The 19,515-nt window shown below is 66.0% G+C and carries 22 protein-coding genes and 1 tRNA gene; 16 read left to right on the top strand and 7 right to left on the bottom strand.

All coding sequences use genetic code 11. From position 1 onward, the window contains the following. Nucleotides 1-25 precede the first annotated feature (25 nt). On the bottom strand, nt 26-793 hold the full coding sequence (locus JW030_RS13160; RefSeq protein ID WP_206348583.1) for an SGNH/GDSL hydrolase family protein: 768 nt from the start codon (nt 791-793) through the stop codon (nt 26-28). 246 nt (nt 794-1,039) lie between these two features. Here JW030_RS13160 and rpmB point away from each other — a divergent pair, with 246 nt between their 5' ends. From rpmB to JW030_RS13120, 8 genes are all read left to right on the top strand, one after another. Then, a complete protein-coding gene (gene rpmB / locus JW030_RS13155) occupies nt 1,040-1,276 on the top strand; it encodes a 50S ribosomal protein L28 (RefSeq protein WP_188045136.1) in 237 nt (78 codons plus the stop codon). Continuing rightward, nucleotides 1,276-1,443 carry a 50S ribosomal protein L33 gene (rpmG, locus tag JW030_RS13150; protein WP_188045137.1) on the top strand — a complete coding sequence of 56 codons (168 nt, stop codon included), beginning with the start codon at nt 1,276-1,278 and terminating at the stop codon, nt 1,441-1,443. Before rpmB ends, rpmG begins: the two co-directional genes overlap by 1 nt. A 2-nt stretch (nt 1,444-1,445) precedes the next feature. Further along, complete coding sequence (gene rpsN / locus JW030_RS13145) at nt 1,446-1,751, top strand: 30S ribosomal protein S14 (RefSeq protein ID WP_188045138.1); 306 nt, start codon at nt 1,446-1,448, stop codon at nt 1,749-1,751. A gap of 430 nt (nt 1,752-2,181) precedes the next feature. Beyond that, on the top strand, nt 2,182-2,460 hold the full coding sequence (locus JW030_RS13140; RefSeq protein ID WP_188045139.1) for an HU family DNA-binding protein: 279 nt from the start codon (nt 2,182-2,184) through the stop codon (nt 2,458-2,460). Between the two features lie 118 nt (nt 2,461-2,578). After that, nucleotides 2,579-4,627, top strand: a complete 2,049-nt coding sequence (locus tag JW030_RS13135) for a cytochrome c oxidase assembly protein (protein ID WP_241095468.1) — start codon at nt 2,579-2,581, stop codon at nt 4,625-4,627. A 305-nt stretch (nt 4,628-4,932) separates the two neighbouring features. Continuing rightward, a complete protein-coding gene (locus JW030_RS13130) occupies nt 4,933-5,943 on the top strand; it encodes an ABC transporter substrate-binding protein (protein ID WP_188045140.1) in 1,011 nt (336 codons plus the stop codon). A gap of 39 nt (nt 5,944-5,982) precedes the next feature. After that, nucleotides 5,983-6,801: an ABC transporter permease gene (locus tag JW030_RS13125; protein WP_241095467.1), complete on the top strand. Its 819-nt coding sequence runs from the start codon at nt 5,983-5,985 to the stop codon at nt 6,799-6,801. Next, the gene (locus JW030_RS13120; protein WP_188045142.1) at nt 6,798-7,568 is read left to right on the top strand and encodes an ABC transporter ATP-binding protein; all 771 of its coding nucleotides are present in this window, start codon (nt 6,798-6,800) and stop codon (nt 7,566-7,568) included. Before JW030_RS13125 ends, JW030_RS13120 begins: the two co-directional genes overlap by 4 nt. A gap of 24 nt (nt 7,569-7,592) precedes the next feature. On the opposite strand, the gene JW030_RS13115 is transcribed toward JW030_RS13120, so the two are convergent. Both JW030_RS13115 and dcd read right to left on the bottom strand, forming a co-directional pair. After that, the gene (locus tag JW030_RS13115; RefSeq protein ID WP_188045143.1) at nt 7,593-7,964 is read right to left on the bottom strand and encodes a PGPGW domain-containing protein; all 372 of its coding nucleotides are present in this window, start codon (nt 7,962-7,964) and stop codon (nt 7,593-7,595) included. 90 nt (nt 7,965-8,054) lie between these two features. Continuing rightward, a complete protein-coding gene (gene dcd, locus JW030_RS13110) occupies nt 8,055-8,660 on the bottom strand; it encodes a dCTP deaminase (RefSeq protein WP_188045144.1) in 606 nt (201 codons plus the stop codon). A gap of 164 nt (nt 8,661-8,824) precedes the next feature. Here dcd and JW030_RS13105 point away from each other — a divergent pair, with 164 nt between their 5' ends. The 3 genes from JW030_RS13105 (at nt 8,825) to JW030_RS13095 (ending at nt 12,416) form a co-directional block, all read left to right on the top strand. Further along, nucleotides 8,825-10,273: an MFS transporter gene (locus tag JW030_RS13105; RefSeq protein WP_188045145.1), complete on the top strand. Its 1,449-nt coding sequence runs from the start codon at nt 8,825-8,827 to the stop codon at nt 10,271-10,273. An 84-nt stretch (nt 10,274-10,357) separates the two neighbouring features. Next, complete coding sequence (locus tag JW030_RS13100; protein ID WP_188045146.1) at nt 10,358-11,725, top strand: TrkH family potassium uptake protein; 1,368 nt, start codon at nt 10,358-10,360, stop codon at nt 11,723-11,725. Then, complete coding sequence (locus JW030_RS13095) at nt 11,718-12,416, top strand: TrkA family potassium uptake protein (protein ID WP_206348582.1); 699 nt, start codon at nt 11,718-11,720, stop codon at nt 12,414-12,416. The genes JW030_RS13100 and JW030_RS13095 overlap by 8 nt, the downstream gene beginning before the upstream one ends. 31 nt (nt 12,417-12,447) lie before the next feature. Here the strand turns inward: JW030_RS13095 and JW030_RS13090 are convergent, their stop codons facing one another. After that, nucleotides 12,448-13,548 carry a type I restriction endonuclease gene (locus tag JW030_RS13090; RefSeq protein WP_188045147.1) on the bottom strand — a complete coding sequence of 367 codons (1,101 nt, stop codon included), beginning with the start codon at nt 13,546-13,548 and terminating at the stop codon, nt 12,448-12,450. Nucleotides 13,549-13,672: 124 nt separating this feature from the next. Further along, nucleotides 13,673-13,746, bottom strand: a tRNA-Gly gene (locus JW030_RS13085). Nucleotides 13,747-13,871: 125 nt separating this feature from the next. On the opposite strand from JW030_RS13085, the gene JW030_RS13080 reads away from it, so the two are divergent. Together JW030_RS13080 and JW030_RS13075 are read left to right on the top strand one after the other, a co-directional pair. Further along, entirely contained in the window at nt 13,872-14,240 is a 369-nt protein-coding gene (locus JW030_RS13080; protein WP_188045148.1) for a metalloregulator ArsR/SmtB family transcription factor, read from the top strand. Further along, entirely contained in the window at nt 14,240-15,190 is a 951-nt protein-coding gene (locus tag JW030_RS13075; RefSeq protein WP_188045149.1) for a cation diffusion facilitator family transporter, read from the top strand. Before JW030_RS13080 ends, JW030_RS13075 begins: the two co-directional genes overlap by 1 nt. Before the next feature lie 69 nt (nt 15,191-15,259). On the opposite strand, the gene JW030_RS13070 is transcribed toward JW030_RS13075, so the two are convergent. Further along, nucleotides 15,260-15,463 (bottom strand): cold-shock protein, encoded by a 204-nt coding sequence (locus tag JW030_RS13070; protein WP_188045150.1) that lies wholly within the window; start codon nt 15,461-15,463, stop codon nt 15,260-15,262. 244 nt (nt 15,464-15,707) lie between these two features. After that, nucleotides 15,708-17,018 carry a beta-lactamase family protein gene (locus JW030_RS13065; protein ID WP_241095466.1) on the bottom strand — a complete coding sequence of 437 codons (1,311 nt, stop codon included), beginning with the start codon at nt 17,016-17,018 and terminating at the stop codon, nt 15,708-15,710. Between the two features lie 95 nt (nt 17,019-17,113). Between JW030_RS13065 and JW030_RS13060 the strand changes: the two genes are divergently transcribed. Genes JW030_RS13060 through JW030_RS13050 form a run of 3 tightly spaced genes read left to right on the top strand, consistent with a single transcriptional unit; the run spans nt 17,114 to nt 19,374 of the window. Further along, nucleotides 17,114-17,413 carry a DUF2470 domain-containing protein gene (locus JW030_RS13060; RefSeq protein ID WP_241095465.1) on the top strand — a complete coding sequence of 100 codons (300 nt, stop codon included), beginning with the start codon at nt 17,114-17,116 and terminating at the stop codon, nt 17,411-17,413. Nucleotides 17,414-17,459: 46 nt separating this feature from the next. Continuing rightward, a complete protein-coding gene (locus JW030_RS13055) occupies nt 17,460-18,125 on the top strand; it encodes a heme oxygenase (biliverdin-producing) (RefSeq protein ID WP_241095464.1) in 666 nt (221 codons plus the stop codon). 37 nt (nt 18,126-18,162) lie between these two features. Next, the gene (locus tag JW030_RS13050; RefSeq protein ID WP_241095463.1) at nt 18,163-19,374 is read left to right on the top strand and encodes an MFS transporter; all 1,212 of its coding nucleotides are present in this window, start codon (nt 18,163-18,165) and stop codon (nt 19,372-19,374) included. The last annotated feature ends 141 nt before the right edge of the window (nt 19,375-19,515 follow it).

Below are 19,515 nucleotides of genomic sequence, written 5' to 3'. Positions count from 1 at the left end.
ATTCCCCGAAGCGCCGAGTCGCGCATTAGCGGGACCGTGTGGGAGAGACCTCGACCCAGGCGGGGTGCTTCGCGCTGCGACCGTCGCCGCTCGAGCGGCCGGTCAGGCGTCGCCCGATCCACGGCAGCATGTGCTCACGGGTGTAGCGCAGCTGCTCCCTCGTGCCGGGTTTCGGGACCGGATCGGCCAGCAGGGTCCAGTCCGCAGGGGGCTCGTAGCCGAGGGCGCGAAGCACATTGGCGGCGACGCGGTGATGCCCGACGGGGGCCATGTGGAGGCGGTCGGTCGACCAGTACTGCGCCTTCGGGAGTTCTGGGTCATGCCAGTTGTCCACCAACACGACACCGAGCCGGTCGGTGATGCGCTGCGTTCCCTCTCCGAGGGCTTCTGCCTTCGCCCGGAAGCGGGAGCCGCCGGGAAGGCCGCCGGTGGGGTCTGCGCCGAATAGCAGGATGGGTGTGGCGCCCGACTCCACGATCCGTGTCAGCGCCCGCTCGGTCTGCGCGAGGATGCTCGCCATATTGGTTCCCGGGCGCAGCATGTCGTTCCCGCCGCCGTTGAAGGACACGAGCGTGGGGCCGAGCTCGAGGGCCGGCTCCAGCTGCTCCGCCAGGATCGGGGCGATCAGGCGCCCGCGGATGGCGAGATTCGCGTACTGCACGGGTGCGCCGGTCGCGCGGGCGATGCCCTCCGCCGTGAGGTCGGCCCAGCCCCGCACCGATCCATCAGCGAGTTCGTCGCCCACGCCCTCGGTAAAGCTGTCGCCGATGGCTACGAACTTGATGTCAGTCACGCTCGTAGCCTACGACCGAATAGGGCCCGACGGTACCGACCGGGGCGGCACCTCGGCGATCCTGATTTGACCGACTGCCCGGGCGCGTCGTAAGCTTGATCTTTGGCTGGGCGGATTTCCCCGTCCAGATCGTATGTGAGCCTCGCGTCGTACTGGGTTTTGGCCCCGAACGGTTCGTGAAACACATGCCGACAAGTGATCTTGGGTAACGCGGTCCCGCGTTACGGTACTCAGGAGGAATACATCATGGCAGCAGTGTGCCAGGTGACTGGAGCCGTTCCCGGCTTCGGACACAACATCTCGCACTCGCACCGTCGCACCAAGCGTCGGTTCGATCCGAACATCCAGAAGAAGACCTACTTCGTGCCTTCGCTCGGCCGCAAGGTGACCCTGACCCTCTCGGTCAAGGCCATCAAGCTGATCGACGTTCGTGGCATTGAGTCAGTGGTCGCAGACCTCCAGAAGCGCGGGGTGAAGATCTAGTGGCGAAGCAGCAGGACGTCCGTCCGATCATCAAGCTGAAGTCGACGGCAGGCACCGGGTTCACGTATGTGACCCGTAAGAACCGCCGCAACAACCCCGACCGTCTCGTACTCAAGAAGTACGACCCGGTGGTCCGCAAGCACGTCGAATTCCGAGAGGAGCGCTAAACATGGCTAAGAAGAGCATGATTGCGAAGAACAAGCAGCGTCAGGTCATCGTCGCGCGCTACGCAGAGAAGCGCGCCGAGCTGAAGAAGGCGCTCATCGATCCCAACGGGACCGACGAGAGCCGCGAGGCTGCACGCGTGGGCCTCCAGAAGCTGCCCCGCAACGCTTCGCCGGTGCGCGTGCGCAGCCGCGACGTCATCGACGGCCGCCCCCGTGGTGTCCTGTCGAAGTTCGGTGTCAGCCGTGTTCGCTTCCGCGACATGGCCCACCGCGGTGAGCTTCCGGGCATCACCAAGTCGAGCTGGTAACTTCTCGTCTATCAAAAACGGGCGCGAATCCTTCGGGGTTCGCGCCCGTTTTTGCGTTTCCGGATCCGGCGAAACCCGCACAGTGCGGTTTCGCGCGCAGAGAAACCCCGGAATTCCGGGATTCTTCTCCCAGGCGCACTTGCTGCCCCGGCCCCCCGCCGTCGCCACACGGAGCGCGCACAGAACCCAGTGCTGATCTGGGGAAACCTGCCAAGGATCCGAGCGCTCTGCCGCGGCTGCCCCGATCGGGGCAGGGCTGCTAGCGCAGGGCCACGGCGCGAATCTGAGAAGATCAGCCGCAAAGTTCCGCGGATTTCCGCCGATGTGTTGTAGATTCTTAGCGATCACTTGATCGAAACCCCGGCGACGGGGATACCTGAACACGATCAGGGGCTCGGCTCTCGAGTCCGGTGCCCTGGGAGGACAGAACATGTCACTGAACAAGACTGAGCTCGTTGCCAAGATCGCTGCTGACACCGGTCAGAGCCAGGCCGCTGTCGCGAGCGTAGTTGACGGCTTCTTCGCCGCTGTTTCCGAGACCGTTGCCAAGGGCGACAAGGTCTCGATCCCCGGCTGGATCGCGTTCGAGTCGGCGGACACCGCTGCACGTACGGGCCGCAACCCCCAGACCGGCGACACCATCAACATCCCCGCCGGCAAGCGCGTCAAGGTCTCGGTTGGCAGCAAGCTGAAGGCTGCAGTCAAGTAGCTCACCCCGCATCTTGTGTGATGCCCCCGGCAGGCTCAGCCTCCGGGGGCATCGCTGCATCTCCCGCACGACGGGCGACGGCCAGGATCCTGCCACCGGCAACGCGTAGGCTTGGCGGGTGCCCTCTTCGTCTCGCACCCGCTCGTTCGGTGCCGCCTCCGGTCCCGCGCGCCTCGCGCTGATCCTCGGCCCCGCGGCCCTCCTCGTATTCAGCGTCGCGGCGCTCGCCGTCGGTCTGCAGATCGGCGGAGCCGGTGCGGAGCGCCAGCTGCTCGACCCCGGGGCGTTCGTCCGCTTCGCGGGCCCCCTGGCGCGCACCCTGGTGAATCTCTCGGGCGGGATTCTGCTCGGTGCCCTGATCTTCCAGCTCTGGTCGTACTCGACCGAGAGGCGCGAATGGCAGCTCGGGCTCGACCTCGCCGCCGGTGCCGCCGCACTACTCACGGTATCGGCCGCGACGACGCTCATCGTCACGTATGTCGACGTCTCGGGCCTGGCTTTCTCGTCGAGCGAGGCGTTTGGCGCCGGTCTCGCCCAGTTCGTCACCGAGATTGAGCTCGGGCGACTCTGGCTGCAGGTCGTGCTCGTCGCGGCGGCGACCTCAGTGCTGTGTTTCGCGGTGCGTGACCGGCGGTTGGCGCTGCTGCCGCTAATTGCCGCCGGCGTCGCCATGTTCCCCCTTGCCGCCCAGGGCCACGCCGCGGGGGCTTCAGGGCACAGTCAGGCCGTGAACGCGCTGCTGGTACACCTCGTCGGCGCAGGCGCCTGGATCGGCGGCCTCGTGAGCCTCGTGCTCGTCTCGCGCTTCGTCGACCGCCCCCGCCTCGCCGTGCTTGCCAGCCGCTACTCGTCGATCGCCCTGTTCGCGTTCATCGGGGTAGCCGCCTCGGGCGTGGTCAGCGGCTGGATCCGCGTCGGCTCCCTCGAAGCGCTCTTCGGCACCGGCTACGGGATCCTGCTGCTCATCAAGACCGGCACGCTCATCGTGCTGGGCGTCTTCGGTGCGCTGCAACGGCAGTTCTTGCTGCGGAGGATCGATCGCCCGGGCGCCGCGGGAGCGCGTATTTTCACCTGGTTCGTTGTGCTCGAGCTCGCCGTCATGGGGATCGCCTCGGGAATCGCGGGCGCGCTCGGACGCAGCGAGACGCCGGTCGCGCTCGAACCGGCGCGTGGCAGCAACGGCCTCGTCTCTCCCGCCGAATGGCTTACGGGGGACCCGCTGCCGCCCGAGCTGCTGCCTTCGAGCTTCCTCACGGTCTGGAAGTTCGATCTCGCGTGGACGCTCGTGTGCGTTTTCGCCGTTGGCCTCTACCTGGCTGGCGTGATTCGGCTGCACCGCCGCGGGGACAAATGGCCCATCGGTCGCACGATCCTCTGGGTGGCCGGCATGGTCGGCCTGTTCTACGCGACCAACGGTGCCCTGAACGCCTACGAGCAGGTGCTCTTCAGCATGCACATGCTCATGCACATGCTGCTCATGATGATGATCCCGCTGCTGCTCGTGCTCGGCGCCCCGATCACCCTTTTGTTGCGCGCGACGAAGAAGCGCCAGGACGGCTCCTGGGGTGCCCGCGAGTGGGTCATGTGGATGGTGCAGACCCCGTACTCGAAGTTCATCACGCACCCGCTCGTGGCTTCGGTCATCTTCGTCGGTTCGCTCTGGGTGTTCTACTTCTCTGGCCTCTTCCGCTGGTCGATGGAAGAACACCTGGGGCACCAGTGGATGATCGTGCACTTCCTCATCTCGGGGTACCTGTTCTGCCTGTCGATGATCGGCGTCGACCCGGTGCCCTACCGCTTCCCATACGCGTTGCGCCTGGTCACGCTGTTCGCCTCGATGGGCTTCCACGCCTTCTTTGGCGTCATGATCATGGGCTCGACCGGGCTGTTGCTCGCCGATTGGTACGGCGCGATGGGCCGCACCTGGGGGGCGACCCCGCTCGAGGATCAGTCCGCCGGCGGCGGCATCGCCTGGGGCATCGGCGAGCTGCCGACCTTTGCGCTCGCGCTCATCGTGGCGGTGCAGTGGGCACGCAGCGACGAGCGCGAGACGAAGCGCCGCGACCGAGCCGCCGATCGCTCGGGTGAGGCCGAGCTCGAGGCGTACAACGCGCGCCTGGGCAAGATTGCCGCCCGCGACGAGCGAATGGGCAAGCGGGAGGGTTGATCCTGCACTGCGTTTCTCTCTCGCCCTGATTACTTCACCTCGTTCGCGCATCTAGTGAGCGCAATAGGTGCTTTCACGAATCGTGAAGCAGCACTTTGCGCTCACTAGATGGGGGCGTGGCTGCGGGTCGCGGGCCGGGTTCACCCAGGCGACTTCGCGCAGGATCCCGGCAGAGGCAGACTGTACCCATGCAGAAATCGCCGACGGCGCTGGATAGACTGGTTCGGTCCCCCAGTGTCTTGTGGGATGCCCGGCGCCTGCCGCGGCCGACGCATCGCGCCAGACGCGAGGAAGGATTCACTGCCGTGAACCGACGCATGTTCCGCCAGATGACCGCAGCCGCAGGGTTGGTTGCTGCAGCAACGCTCGTGTTGAGTGGCTGCGCATCGCCGCAGGCCGGCGAGTCTGAGGGGGGTGCCGACGGCGCGACGCAGCTCCGCATGGGCACGCAGCCCTGGCTCGGCTACGGCCAGTGGTATGTCGCGGAGGATCAGGGATTCTTCGCCGATCAGGGCGTCGAGGTAGAGCTGACGAGCTTCAGCGCCGATGCTGAGGTGAATGCCGCCCTCGCGGCGAAGAAGCTCGATATGGCGAGCGTCGCCAGCCACACCGCCCTGCAGTTCGTCGAGAACGGCGTCGACGTATCGATCGTGCTGATGCTCGACACCGCCACCGGCGCCGACGCGATCCTGACCGACGGCAGCATCAGCTCCGTCGAGGGACTCAAAGGCCAGAAGGTTGCCTACGAGGAGGGTGCGACGAGCGAACTACTGCTCGGCGACGCGCTCGACCGTGCCGGCCTCACGTTCGACGACATCGAGCGCGTGCCGATGGGCGCCGACGAGGCAGGAACGGCGCTGATCGCAGGCAGCGTGCCCGCCGCCGTCACCTACGAGCCCTACGTCAGCTCGGCGCTCGGCGCCGGCAAGGGCATCGAGACCCTCGTGACGGCCGCCGAGCACGAAGGCCTCATCTCCGACGTACTCGTCGTGCGCAACGACGTGCTCGAGGCTGAGACCGAGGCCGTCCGGGCCGTCATCGCGGCATGGGGCGACTCGCTCGACTTCTACGAGGCAAACACCGACGAGGCCCGCGCGATCATTGCGGCCGGCGTCGGCAGCAACGTGGAAGAGCTCGCATCGGCGTTTGACGGCGTGCACTACTTCACCCTCGCCGAGAATGCCGAGATGCTGGACGGCTCGTACCGCGACGCGACCCTGCCGGCGATCATCAAGGTGGCCTCGCGCATCGGCATGATCGAGGGCACGGCCGACCCGAAGTCGATTGTCGACGCCAGCTTCCTGCCCCAGCCGTAGTCGCGCAAATCCGAGCCGCATATGCCTGAGACCACCGCAGTGACTTCTGCCGTGCCCGCCGTCCGCCGCCCTCGCCGGCGGCGGATCGGCGAGCGCCTGAGCCGGCGAGCCGCCCTCACCACCTCGGTCAGCACCTTCGTGGTGCTCATTGCGGTGTGGTGGCTGGCGACGAAACTGGGACTCGTCGACCCGATGTTTCTGCCGAGCCCCGAGGCCGTGGTCGGCGCGCTCGTCGAGCAGTCGGGCAATGGCGAGCTGTGGTCGGACATCGCGGTCAGCGTCTACCGCATCTTCGTCGGCTTCGTGCTCGCGACGGTGCTTGCGGTGCCGATCGGCACGCTCATGGGTGTGAATGCCCGCGTCGAGGCGGCGCTCGAGCCGCTCATGGACTTCATTCGCTATATGCCGGTCGTGGCATTCGTGCCGCTCACGATCGTGTGGGCCGGCATCGACGACGGTCAGAAGTTCCTCATCATCTGGATGGGCACGTTCTTCCAGCAGGTGCTGATGGTGGCCGACGCGGTGCGCCGAGTCCCGGTGGGACTGGTGCGTCTCGGCGAGACGCTCGGGCTGGGCCGCATCGCCATGCTCGCCCGCATCGTCGTTCCTTCGGCGATGCCGCGCATCTGGGATGCGCTGCGCATCACCCTCGGCTGGGCCTGGACCTGGCTCGTGGTGGCCGAGCTCGTGGCGGCTTCGAGCGGGATGGGCTACCGGATCACGGTCGCTCAGCGCTACTTCGCGACCGACACGATCATCGCGTACGTGTTGGTCTTGGGCGTGCTCGGGTTGGTGCTCGATCAAACGATGCGCTGGCTGGGCCGCCGCATGTTCGCCTACCAGGAGGGCCGCGCATGACGACGCCTGCTTCCACGCTGACCCCGAAGATCCGCATCAGCGGCCTCACGAAGCGCTTTGGCGACGTCACGGCGCTCGAGGGGGTGGATCTCGAGGTTGCCGAGAACGAGTTTGTCTCGGTCGTCGGCGCATCTGGCTGCGGCAAGTCGACGCTGCTGTCACTCATCGCGGGCCTGGAAGACCCTTCCGAGGGCTCGATCGAGGTCAGCGGAACACCGGTGCTCGGCCCCGGTCGCGACCGCGGAATGGTGTTCCAGCAGGCCACCCTGATGCCGTGGCTTACCGTGCGCGGCAACATCGAGTTCGCCCTGCGCGGCGAGGCGGGCCTGTCGGCTGCAGAGCGCACCGAGCGTGCGCGCGAGTTCATCTCGCTCGTGGGCCTCGACGGGTTCGAGCAGGCGCACCCGGCTCAGCTCTCGGGCGGCATGCAGCAGCGCGTGGCCCTCGCGCGGTCACTCAGCTACGGCCCCGATGTGCTCCTCATGGACGAGCCGTTTGGCGCGCTGGACGCGCTTACGCGGCGCACCATGCAAGAACTCCTGCTCGAGGTCTGGGAACGCCACAAGCTCACCGTCGTGCTCGTGACGCACGACATCGAGGAGGCGGTGCTCACGAGCGACCGCGTGGTCGTGATGAGTCCGCGTCCCGGACGGGTCCGCGAGGAAATCGCCGTCCCGATCGCCCGGCCTCGGCACCGTGCCGACGCCGAGGCGCCCGAGTTTCGCACGCGTGCAGCCCAGATCCTGCGCCTGATTCACGAGGGGTAGGCGCGTTCGGCCGAAGGCCAGGCGTCAGGCTGGGGGCGAGTATGCCGCCTGGGCATCGCTTCGCCGAGCTGCCCGTCTGAGGCGCGCCTCGTTCGCACGGGCGACCGCCTTGCGCGCGACCTCGTTCGCTCGGGCGTGTGCTCGCTGCGCCCGCTCGAACTCGGTGCCGAGCAACGCAAGCCCGCCGATCGCGATCAAGCTCCCCGGCCCAGGCAGCGGAATCAGGGCGAGCCCGACGACGAACGTTGTGCCACCCACGACGCCGATCGTGGTGCGGTAGACGCGGTCGGTCATCGGGTTGCGTCGAATAGCGGCGCGTGTCTCTCGGCCCGCGGAGCCAGCCGCTCGAGCGAAGGCGGAAGCGGCGCGTGCAGCAGTCGAGGGTGTGTCGCTCATGAGGGGAGTGTACGAGCGTGTGCTGAGTAGCAGGTGTGCCTCGGCTGTTTCACGCCCGGAGCCGCAGGCCAAGCGCCCCTGCAAAGCGCCCTAGCCGCCGTTTGCGCCCGCGTCGGTCGCAGTGACGTCGCTGCGGTGGAAGTTCACGAACGAGCGCGAGGCGGTGGGGCCGCGCTGCCCGAGGTAGCGCGACTTGTACTCGCCCGAGCCGTACGGGTGGTCGGCGGGTGAGCTGAGCTGGAAGAAGCACAGCTGCCCGATCTTCATTCCGGGCCACAGGCGAATCGGCAGCGTCGCGACGTTCGAGAGCTCGAGCGTGACGTGACCCGTGAAGCCGGGGTCAATGAAGCCGGCGGTTGAGTGCGTCATGAGGCCGAGTCGGCCGAGTGAGCTCTTTCCCTCGAGGCGGGCCGCGATGTCGTCGGGCAGGGTGACCTGTTCGAACGTCGAACCGAGGACGAACTCGCCCGGGTGCAGGATGAAGCCCTCCGCGGGGTCAACCTCGATGAGGCGCGTGAGTTCGGGCTGGTCCTCTGCCGGATCGATCACGGGGTACTTGTGGTTGTCGAAGAGACGGAAGTAGCGGTCAATACGCACGTCGATGCTCGACGGCTGGACCATGTCGTCGGACGAGGGATCCAGACGGATCCGGCCGGAGGCGAGTTCAGCATTGAGGTCACGATCTGAAAGCAGCACGTGTCGATTCTAGCGGCGAGGGCTCCCAGCCCGCCCCAATGATCGCCTTTGGTAACCTAGAGATCTGACTGGCCCAACGGCCGGTGTGGTCGAGCAGCGCGAAAGCGACATCGGTCCGAGGCTTGAAACCTCCGGCACTCACAGAGATCCCGGAGGTCTTTTTTATGTCTATTTCCCGACGCTCACCCAATCGTTGGTGGGCGCTGGCCGTGCTCTCGCTGACGCAACTCGTCGTCGTGCTCGACGGCACGATCGTCAACATTGCGCTGCCGCAGGCCCAGCTAGAGTTGGATCTCTCGGACAGCCAACGGCAATGGGTCGTCACTGCCTACGCGCTCGCGTTCGGGGCGTTGCTGCTGCTCGGCGGCAGAGTCGCTGACTACTGGGGTCGCAAGCGCGCCTTCATGGTGGGCATGATCGGTTTCGGCCTGGCGTCGGTGTACGGCGGCCTGGCAGGATCCGGCGCCGAACTCATTCTTGCGCGAGGCCTGCAGGGAATCTTTGCTGCGCTGCTCGCGCCGGCTGCGCTCGCGCTGCTGACGGTGGCCTTCCCGCGGGGGAAGGACCGGAACACGGCGTTCGCGGTATTTGGCATTATCGCCGGCGCCGGCGCGGCAGTCGGACTGCTCCTGGGCGGCCTGCTCACCGAATTCGCCGACTGGCGCTGGTGCCTCTTGGTCAACGTGTTCTTCGTTGCTGTCGGCATGATCGGCGGGGCCTTCTTCCTGACGGAGAGCAAGGCCGAAGGAAACAACCGCTACGACGTGTGGGGCGCGATCACGGTGACGCTCGGGCTTGGGTCGCTGGTGTACGGCTTTAGCCTCGCCGAGCATGGCTGGGGCGCGCCCGAAACGGTCGGGTTCCTGGCTGCGGGTATCTTGCTGCTCGCGCTGTTTGTGTGGATCGAGACGAAGGTTGCGGAGCCCCTGCTTCCCCTGCGGATCCTTGCCAACCGCGTGCGCGGCGGTGCGTTGCTCATTCAGGCCGTCACCGGCAGCGTGATGATTGGTGCCACGCTCTATCTGGCCTTCCACCTCCAGATCGTGCTGGGAATGGCGCCCTTCCAGGCCGGGCTCGCGAGCTTGCCCTTGACCCTCGCCATCATGGTCGTCGCGCCGATCGCCACGAAGATGCTCACGGCAGTCGGACCCCGGCTCATGATGATTGGCGGTCCGCTGCTCGCGGCGGTGGGGCTTGGCTACCTCAGCCAAATCACCGCCGACGGAAACTACTTCGTGCAGGTGCTGCCCGCGCTCGTAGTGATGGGGCTCGGCATGGGCTTCATCTTCGTTCCCCTGCAGAACCTCGCGCTGAGCGGCGTCGCCGCGCACGACGCTGGAGCCGCATCGGCGACCGCGAACTCAGCCATGCAGATCGGTGGATCGATCGGTGTCTCCGTGTTCACCGCGGTCTATGTCCAGGTCGCGGGGCCCACGGCGGGGCTTCGCGGGAACGCGTTGCTCGATGCCTTCGCCGAGGGTTACTCAGCGATCTTCGTGACGGCCGCCGTTGCAATGGTGCTCGCGTCGATCATCGCGGCAGTGCTGATTCGCGTGCCCAAATCGGAGCTCCTGCCGCAGAACGAGGCGCCGGTGTTGGCGCACGTCGGGTAGGGGGCCCGGGCCCCGAGTCCCCAGCGGGGGCGCACAAGCGATTGCGTTCATTTGTCGGGCGAACTTCGCATTACGCTTGCGTTCATGCACGTCGTCGCCGACAGAGTCAGGGCCAGCGCCCGGTACCTGACTCCTCGCCACCCAGCTCAGGGCATCGCTGCAGGCTTTGGGGTGGGGATCCTGGCGGGGACGACAGCGTTGATGCTCCCGATCGCGAAGACCGGCCCGGGAGGGGCGAGCTTCCTGGATGCCCTCTTCACCGCCACCTCGGCGGTGTGCGTCACCGGCCTGGCGGTGGTCGACACCGCCCAGTACTGGACCCCGTTCGGGCAGGTCGTGATCCTGGTGCTGATTCAGCTGGGCGGTTTCGGCATCATGTCGTTTGCCGCGCTCCTCGGCGTCTTGCTGGCCCGCCGCTTGGGGCTCAAGTCGCGCATCCAGGCGGCCGTCGAGACGAAGAGCACCGGGTTTGGGGACGTGCGTTCGATCCTGCTCGGCATCTTGCGCATCACCGTTGTCGTTGAGCTCGTCGTCGCGACCTTGCTCGCATTGCGCTTCGGCGTGGGATACGGATACTCCCCGGGGAAAGCGATCTGGATGGGGTTCTTCCACTCGATTTCGGCGTTCAACAACGCGGGCTTTGCGCTCTTCACCGACAACCTCATGGCCTTCGTCGGCGACCCCTGGATCTGCCTGCCGATCGCCGCCGCCATCATCACCGGCGGATTGGGCTTCCCGGTGCTGTTCGAGCTGCGTCATCGGTACCGCACGCCGGTGCACTGGAGCATGAACCTGAAGCTCGTGCTGAGCGGAACTGCAGTGCTGCTGGTGCTGGGGACGCTGTTCATCTGCATCCTCGAGTGGACCAACCCCAGGACGTTGGGCGCGCTGGGCATTGCGGATCGGGTGCTGGCCGGGTTCTTTCAGTCCGTCATGACGCGCACCGCCGGCTTCAACTCGCTCGACATCGGTCAGATGGACCCGGCTACCTGGTTGGGGATGGACATCCTGATGTTTATCGGCGGCGGCCCGGCCGGTACCGCCGGCGGCCTCAAGATCACCACCTTTGCGGTTTTGCTGTTCATTCTCCTGACCGAGATTCGCGGGGGTACCGCGGTCAACGTCTTCGGAAAGCGGCTCTCACGATCAGTGCACCGTCAGGCCATCACTATCGTGCTGCTCGCCGTCGCGCTGGTCATTGGCTCGACGATGGCGCTCATGCTGATGACGGACTTCGGCTTCGATCGGTTGCTGTTCGAGACGATCTCGGCGTTCGCCACGGTGGGGCTCTCAACGGGGATCACCGCGAGCCTGCCCCCGGCCGGCCAACTGTTGCTCGTACTGCTCATGTTCGTCGGACGACTCGGCCCCGTCACTCTTGCGTCCGCTCTTGCCCTCCGTTCGAGCAAGCTCCTCTACGAATTCCCCAAGGAAAGGCCACTCATTGGTTAAGCACCCCATCTTTGCCGGCAAGCGGATCGAGCGGATCGCGGACGCGGACGCGGTCGTCGTGATCGGACTCGGCCGCTTTGGTGGTGCGTTGGCCTTGGAGCTCGAGGCCGCGGGGACCGAAGTTCTGGGCATCGATTCGGACGAGGAAGTTGTTCAGTCCTTCAACGGTCTGCTCACTCACGTCGTGCGTGCCGACTCGACGAAGGAAGAAGTGCTGCGCCAGCTGTCGGTGCACGAGTTTGACCGGGCCGTGGTCGGCATCGGCAGCGACCTGGAAGCCAGCATCCTCACGACCTCCCACTTGCTGCGGTTCAAGAAGCCGACGATCTGGGCGAAGGCGGTGAGCCCGGCCCACGGGCAGATCCTTGAACAGCTCGGGGTGGAGCACGTGATTCGCCCGGAGCATGACATGGGTCGCCGAGTCGCTCACCTCGTCCGAGGGGCAATGCTCGATTATGTCGAGTTCGCGGATGGATTTGCCATGGTCAAGACCAGCCCGCCGCGAGAAGCCTTGGGTAAGCCCCTTGGCGAGACTGGCATGCGCGCGCGTCACCATGTCACGGTCGTCGCAGTCAAGCACCCGGGCGCGGACTGGGGGCACACGACGCTCGACACGGTCCTTAGCGAGGACGATGAGATCATCGTCGCGGGCTCAACGTCGGCGACTGAGAGGTTCGCGGCCCTGCTCTAGGTGCGGCCGGGGCTCGTTTTTGCCCCTCCCACTAGGCGTAGGTGTTGACTGTCCCCCGGATGTGGTCTGCGAAGTTGTAGATTTCAGCGGGTACCGTGATGGGGTGTCGAGTCTCGACCTTGTCCGCATCAAATAGCCCGATGTAGTACTGCGACGTGTTGAAGTGCAGTCGGGCGATGGGTTTCCGGTTATTGTCATCGAGGAGTACGCCGAAATAGGACTTAGTGTCCCGTTGTGAGATTCGGCTGACGGGCACCTCGCTGCACGCAATCGCACGCACGATGTGGAACGCCTCAAGCTCGTCGAGTGTGGTCGCGATTCCGTCGTCTGTATCGTCGGAGATCGAATTGCGCGCCACAACCGCGCTCGCTTCCTTGCCGATAACCAATTCCTGCTCGGTGCTTGCGACTACGGCTGGTCCTCCCAGTGCCGCTTTCAGCCTGTCATTGACGCGGTCGTTCAGGAACTGCTTGCCCGAGCGCTCTACGAGGACCGTGAACTGCTCCCGCACCTTCTGCGTGAATGCGCCGCCATAAACGCGATTGACGAGGAACTTTACCCATTCCTTGTCGGGGGAACTGAACTGGGCCGCGAATACGCGCTTCAGCTCCCCGATGTACTTGAGTTCCTCCGCGGCAGAAACGATCGAGTCGAGATCGAATGTGTCCTTTGACATCTTTCGCAGCTCGGGGACGAGCGACGCGTCTAGGTCCGTGAGCGTCAGGATCAAGAAAGGCTTCTCGTCCATCATGTTGGGGGAGTCGAGGTCTGTGAAGAACTGGTACTCGTCGCCGTTGGTGAGGATCGCAATTCGAGCCTTGGTGACGCCGAAGTAGCGGTACAGCTGAGAGGCATGCTTCACGTTCAGCGGCGCACCGATGTGTTTGCATTCGATCAGTATCTGGACCGAGCCGTCGTGAACGATTGCATAGTCCACCTTCTCGCCGCGTTTGATTCCGACGTCGGCGGTGAACTCAGGTACTACCTCGTTGGGGTTGAACACGTCGTACCCCAAGACCAAGGAAAGAAACGGCATCACGAAGGCGTTCTTAGTCGCTTCTTCGGTCTCTATCGATGCACGCTGCTGTTCAATCTTCGTAGCAAGACTGACAAGCTTCTCTTGAGTATCCATTGACTCCCCTTTGGGCCCATGACTGACTGGCCCTCAGCGTACTAGCGCGCCCGAGGAATGTCTCGGAAGACGCGAAGCTGCTTTGTACGGGGAAGGGTTCGCGCCCAAAGGAAGTGAAGTGTTGTGGAGGGGCTGACGGGAATCGAACCCGCGCTATCTGCTTGGGAAGCAGAAGTTCTACCATTGAACTACAGCCCCGTGGCGGAATCTCAACGATCCCGACCGCTCAACACTAGCAGAATCGCGGTGCGGCTTCGCTGCTCGCCAACCTGTCGGCACCCTGGAACGTTGTGGGAACTCTCTGCGTGTGTAAATATATTCGTATGTACGCAGATAATGAAGAGCTCGTCAACGGCTCCATTCCCGTCGCGGTTGAGATCTTCTCGCTGCTCGCCGATGCGACCCGCGTCCGACTGATTCTGGCGCTTGAAGATGGCGAACGCTCGGTTGGGGAACTGGCAGAGGTTGTCGGCAAGCCTCAGGCCACTGTCTCCCAGCACCTCGCGAAGCTCCGCATGAGCCGCATCGTCGTGACCCGTCAGGAGGGGGTGCGGGTGTACTACCGGCTCGCCGGCGAGCACGCGATCGAGCTCGTGCGCGTTGCGCTCTACCAAGCAGAGCACGCAGTCGGGGCCGAGGTGCGCCACCCGCACCCCGCCCAGCACGCGGCAGCGCTGACCGAGGCCGGCTAGTGGGCGCGGGCCACCACCACGGCGCCGCTGCCGCGACCGGGGGCGCGAGCAATCGCCGCAGGCTCACCCTCGCGTTCTGTCTGACATTCCTCGTCTTCCTCTCCCAACTCGTGGGATCGATCATCACGGGCAGTCTTGCGCTGCTCGTCGACACCGCGCACATGCTCACCGATGTGATCGGTCTCCTGCTCGCGCTCACGGCCGCGCGCCTCATGGAACGTCCCGCCACCGACACCCACACCTGGGGGTTCCGCCGGGCCGAAGCGCTCAGCGCGAGCCTGCAAGCGCTGATCCTGCTGGCGGTCGGCGTCTACGCGATGATCGAGGGCGTGCGGCGGCTCTTCGAGCCCGCTGAGCTGGCCTCCGGCACGATGCTCATCTTCGGGATCGTCGGCCTCGTTGCGAACGTCATCGCGATGGCGATCCTCGCGGGCGGGCGGGGCGCCAACCTGAATATGCGCGCCGCGTTCCTCGAGGTCGTGAACGACGCCCTCGGCTCGGTTGCGGTCATCGTGAGCGCGCTGCTCATCGCCTGGTTCGGCTGGGAGCGGGCAGACTCGATCGCCGCGATCCTGATCGCCGTGTTGATTGTGCCCCGCACCATCTCACTGCTGCGCAGCTCGCTGAGTGTCCTGCTCGAGCAGACGCCAAAGGGGCTCGACCTCGCCGACGTGCGCACCCACATTCTGGGTCTGCCGCACGTGCTCGCCGTGCACGACCTGCACATCACGCGCATTTCAAGCGACCTGCCCATTCTGACGGCGCACGTCACCGTCGAGGCGGAGTGCTTCACCGATGGTCATGCCCCAGAGATTCTCGCCTCACTGCAGACCTGCGTCGCCGAGCACTTCCCCATCAGGATCGACCACGCGACGTTCCAGCTCGAGCCCGAGGGGCACGGCGGGCATGACGCGCTGCACGGGGAGCCCGGTTCCCGGGATCCTGCGTAGCCCGGGCCCGAGAAACAACGAACGGGGCGGTCCAACGCTGGACCACCCCGTTCGCACTAATGATTGAGACTAGATCGCCTGGATCTTCTCGGCCTGGGGACCCTTGGGGCCCTGAGCCGGTTCGTACTCAACCTTCTGGTTTTCCTCGAGCGTGCGGAAGCCCGACGACTCGATTGCCGAGTAGTGAGCGAACACGTCGGCGCTGCCGTCGTCAGGGGCGATGAATCCATAACCCTTTTCGGCGTTGAACCACTTCACGGTACCGGTAGCCATAACTTCGTGTGTTTCCTTCTGATAGCGCTTCGGGCCAGAGAATCCGGGCCCGGTCGTCGCCGGATCACACGCACAACACCGGATCGTCCCCGTACGGGGTGACCCGCGCAGACAGCGCAGGATGGCAACTCCATTCGCCACAGTATCCGAATGAATACGCGCGTAGGTCACCAAATTGTCACAATTCGGGCACGCCGCGGTGAACGGTTCCGCGGGCTGAGCTGCGGATCCGACCGGAACAGGGCTATTCGGCGGGGGCTTCCTCGGCCGGGGCCTCCACGACGACGGGGCAAATGGCGGCCTCGGCGATCTGGGCGGCACGCTCCTCGGCGGTCCAGGGAATTTCGAGCTCGCCCGGCTGGCCAGCTGCCACAATGGCCGCGATCTGGAAGGCCAGGGCGCGCGCAATGCTCTGACCCGAGCCCGCGTTGTTCAGCGCGACCACGACGGTGAAGCCCGAGGACGGGTCGTGGAACGCGGCGGTCGAACTGCCCGGCATTGAGCCGCTGCGACCCCAGAGCGGGCCGACCTGCTCGACGCCAAAGCCCCAGTTGCTGGGCGAATCGGTCACCTCGGCGATCGGGTTGCCCTCGGCGTCGCGCTCGGGGTTCTTCGTGGGGCGGACCTCAGTGGTGACGCCCTGGGTCTTCTCCGACTCGAAATCGCCGCCGAGATAGGAGGCGTAGAAGTTCTTGAGGTCCGTGACCGTGGTGACGGTCGCGCCCGCGCCCGACAACATCGAGGGGGAGACCTTCTCGACCGGGGCAGGTTCCACGTCGCAGACGGGGGCGCCGCCGGCGCTCGGGAAGCTGATGCCCTCGAGGTGGTTCCCGCTGAGCGTGACGTCGTCGGTCCCAGGGAGCGACGAGTGCGCCATCCCTGCGGGCTCATAGACGTACTGCTCGAGCAGGTCGGCCAGGTCGACGCCGCTGCGCACGCTCAGCGCGCGGCCCAGCATCGCTGCGTCAGTGTCGCTGATGTGGACGTCCAGTCCGGGCCAAGACAGCGGCGAGGTCGCGATTCCCTGCGCGAGGAGCTCGCGGATCGGCCACGGCCGCGTCGGGTTGTTCACGAAGATGTCCGCGAAGGGGCCCTTGAAGTCTGCGAGGCCGGAGGTGCCGTCGCACAGCTGTCGGTACGTGATGCCGTCGATGCCGACCTGGCGCGTGAGGTCCATACTGACCTCGCGGTCGAGCGTGACCTGGCCGTCCTCGACCATTGCGAGCAGCAGTGCGCAGACGACGGGCTGTGAGGCCTGGGCGCCACGAATGGCGGAGTCGGCGTTCGCCTGCGGATCGCCTTCGGTGGCGTATGCCTGGACGAGGTCGCCACTCCACGGCGCCCACACGCCGATGACGGCTTCGGTGGACCGGCTTGCTCCCAGCGCGTTCGCAACGGCGGCGCTGACCTGTTCGCTCGTCTCAGTTGGCATGGTCGACAGTGCGGCGGATCCCGCGTCGGCGTCGGATCCCGTGCAGCCGGTGAGCCCAAGGGCGACCACGGTCAGCAGTCCAATGGAGGCGGCAGAGACGCGCGCGCCGAACTTCGGGATCACAGAACCACCTATTCGCCGAGGGAAGAAGTACCCGGTGAGTCTACCGGGTGCCGCCTGAGAGCCATGGGATTGGGTGCCCCGCGTAGACTGGAGGAGTGAGCGTATTTGATGAACAGGCCGTTGCAGGTGTGCTGCACCACATGAACGACGACCACCTGGCGGACAATGTGCTGATCGCGCGCGCATTTGGCTACCCCGAGGTGACGGCGAGCGTCATGACCGGCTTTGACGGCGACGTCGCTCGCTGGAGTGTGACCGACCCCGCTGGCGAGCACGAACTCGTCGTGCCGTGGCCCGATGCGCCGATCTCGGAGCGGCCGCAGGTGCGCGGCTCGGTCGTGCTCGTCTACCGCGAGGCGTGCGCGCGCCTCGGCCTCACCCCGCGCGAGCACTAGCTCGCCCCACTCGTTTCCACTCTTCCGCCCCCATAGGAGCCCCACTGTGACCAGCACTGCCATTCCCTTCTCCCAGGCCCTCCGCGAGGGCACCTGGTCGGACCACTCCGACAGCGAGGGCGCCGGCTTCATGGAGGGAATCATGCGGGGAACCGCGACCCGCGAGGACTACGTCGCGCTCGTCGTGCAGCACTTCTACATGTACGAGGCGCTCGAGGCGGTTGCTGCCGATCTGGCGCAGGATCCCGCGGTGCAGCCCTTCCTGAACGAGGCACTGATTCGGATGCCTGCGCTCGAACGCGACCTCGAGTTCCTGGTCGGCGCCGATTGGCGCGAGCAGATCACCGCGGTGCCCGCGACCGAGGCCTACGCGGCCCGGATCCGCGAAGTCGGGGCTGAGGGCTGGGCTGCCGGCTTCGTCGCCCACCACTACACGCGCTACCTCGGCGACCTCTCGGGCGGCCAGATGATCGCTCGCCGCGTCGCCAAGCAGCACGAGTTCGCGGGCACGGGGGCCGAGTTCTACGATTTCAGCTCGCTGGGCGACCTCGCTGAGTTCAAGACTGGCTACCGTGCCGAGCTCGACGCTCTCGGTGCTGGCCTGAACGACGACGAGCGCGCCCGCGCGATCGACGAGGTCCGTGCTGCGTACCGCTTCAACACCGAGGTCTTCATCGACCTGGCCCGCGCGAAGGCCGCCGCCGCAGCGTAGCCCGCGCGTCGGCCGAAAAGCCGACTACGCTGAACGAGTGAATCCCTCGAACATTTCGAGGGGTGCGGCGAAGATGGCGCTCCTCTCTCTGGCCATCGGCAGTTTCGGCATCGGCATGACCGAATTCGTCGCGATGGGGCTGCTGCCCGACATCGCGCGAGACGTCATGCCCGCTGTGTGGGCGTCGAGCCAGGAGGACGCCCTCGGTAAGGCCGGCTGGCTGATCTCGCTCTATGCGCTCGGCGTCGTCGTCGGAGCGCCCACGATTGCCGGCTTCGCGGCAAAGTATCCGCGACATCGCGTCATGGTCGTGCTGGCGCTCGCGCTCACGGTCTTCAATGCGCTCACGGTCGTGCTGCCGACCTTCGAGCTGATCGGCGTCTCGCGGTTCCTCGCCGGCCTGCCGCACGGCGCCTACTTCGGACTCGGAGCGCTCGTCGCCGCCGAAGTGATGGGGCCGGGAAACCGGGCAAAGGGCGTCGCCTTCATCCTGACCGGCCTGACCCTCGCCAACGTCGTGGGGGTGCCGCTCGGCACGTTCCTTGGACAGCAGTGGGGCTGGCGGACGGCCTTCCTGGTCGTCACGCTCGTGTTCGCGCTCGCGACCGTCGCCATTGCGCGATTTGTGCCCCACCAGGCAGGATCCCCGGGGCGCACGCTGCGAGCGGAGCTCGGCGTCTTCCGCGTGACGCAGGTGTGGTTCGCCCTCGCGATCGGGGCGGTCGGCTTCGGCGGGTTCTTCGCGATGTACAGCTACATCGCGCCGGTCGTCACCGAGGTTGTCGGCGCTCCGACCTGGGTCATCCCCATCGTGCTCGTACTGATCGGGCTGGGCATGACCGTGGGCAACATCGTCGGTGGGCATCTGGCAGACATCGAGATCAAACGCACCCTGCTGTTCAGCCTGGCGGCTATGGCGGGAGTGTTGGTGCTGCTCGCGCTGCTTTCGTCTTCGCTGGTGGCGGTGTGCATCCTCGTCTTCGCGGTGGGCTTCGTCTCGTTCGTCATGAGCCCCGCCATTCAGACCCGACTTATGGACGTCGCCGGCGACTACCAGGCAATCGCAGCGGCCCTGAACCACTCCGCGCTGAACGTCGGGAACAGCCTCGGCGCGTTCCTGGGCGGCGCTGTGATCGCGGCCGGATGGGGCTTCGCCGCCCCGGCCTGGGCGGGCGCAGTGCTCGCGGCCGGCGGCCTGCTCATCGCCGTGCTCGCCTACGCGGCGGAGGGGCGTCAGCGCGCCCGATAGCCCCTCGAGCAGTCTCGATCTGCGGCATCCCCTGAATTGAAGCAGCATGTTGAGACTGCTCGAGGAAGGCGGGGTGAGGCGGCGGGCGCTCGTTTCGCCTCGGCCGTGCGCGCGTGGACGCCGTGCGTTCGGGGGTGCGGG

The organism is Leucobacter sp. CX169 (genome assembly GCF_017161405.1).
Taxonomy (GTDB): domain Bacteria; phylum Actinomycetota; class Actinomycetes; order Actinomycetales; family Microbacteriaceae; genus Cx-87.
The sequence above is the reverse complement of the archived record's forward strand: the minus strand, read 5'-3'. Positions and strand labels throughout refer to the sequence as shown.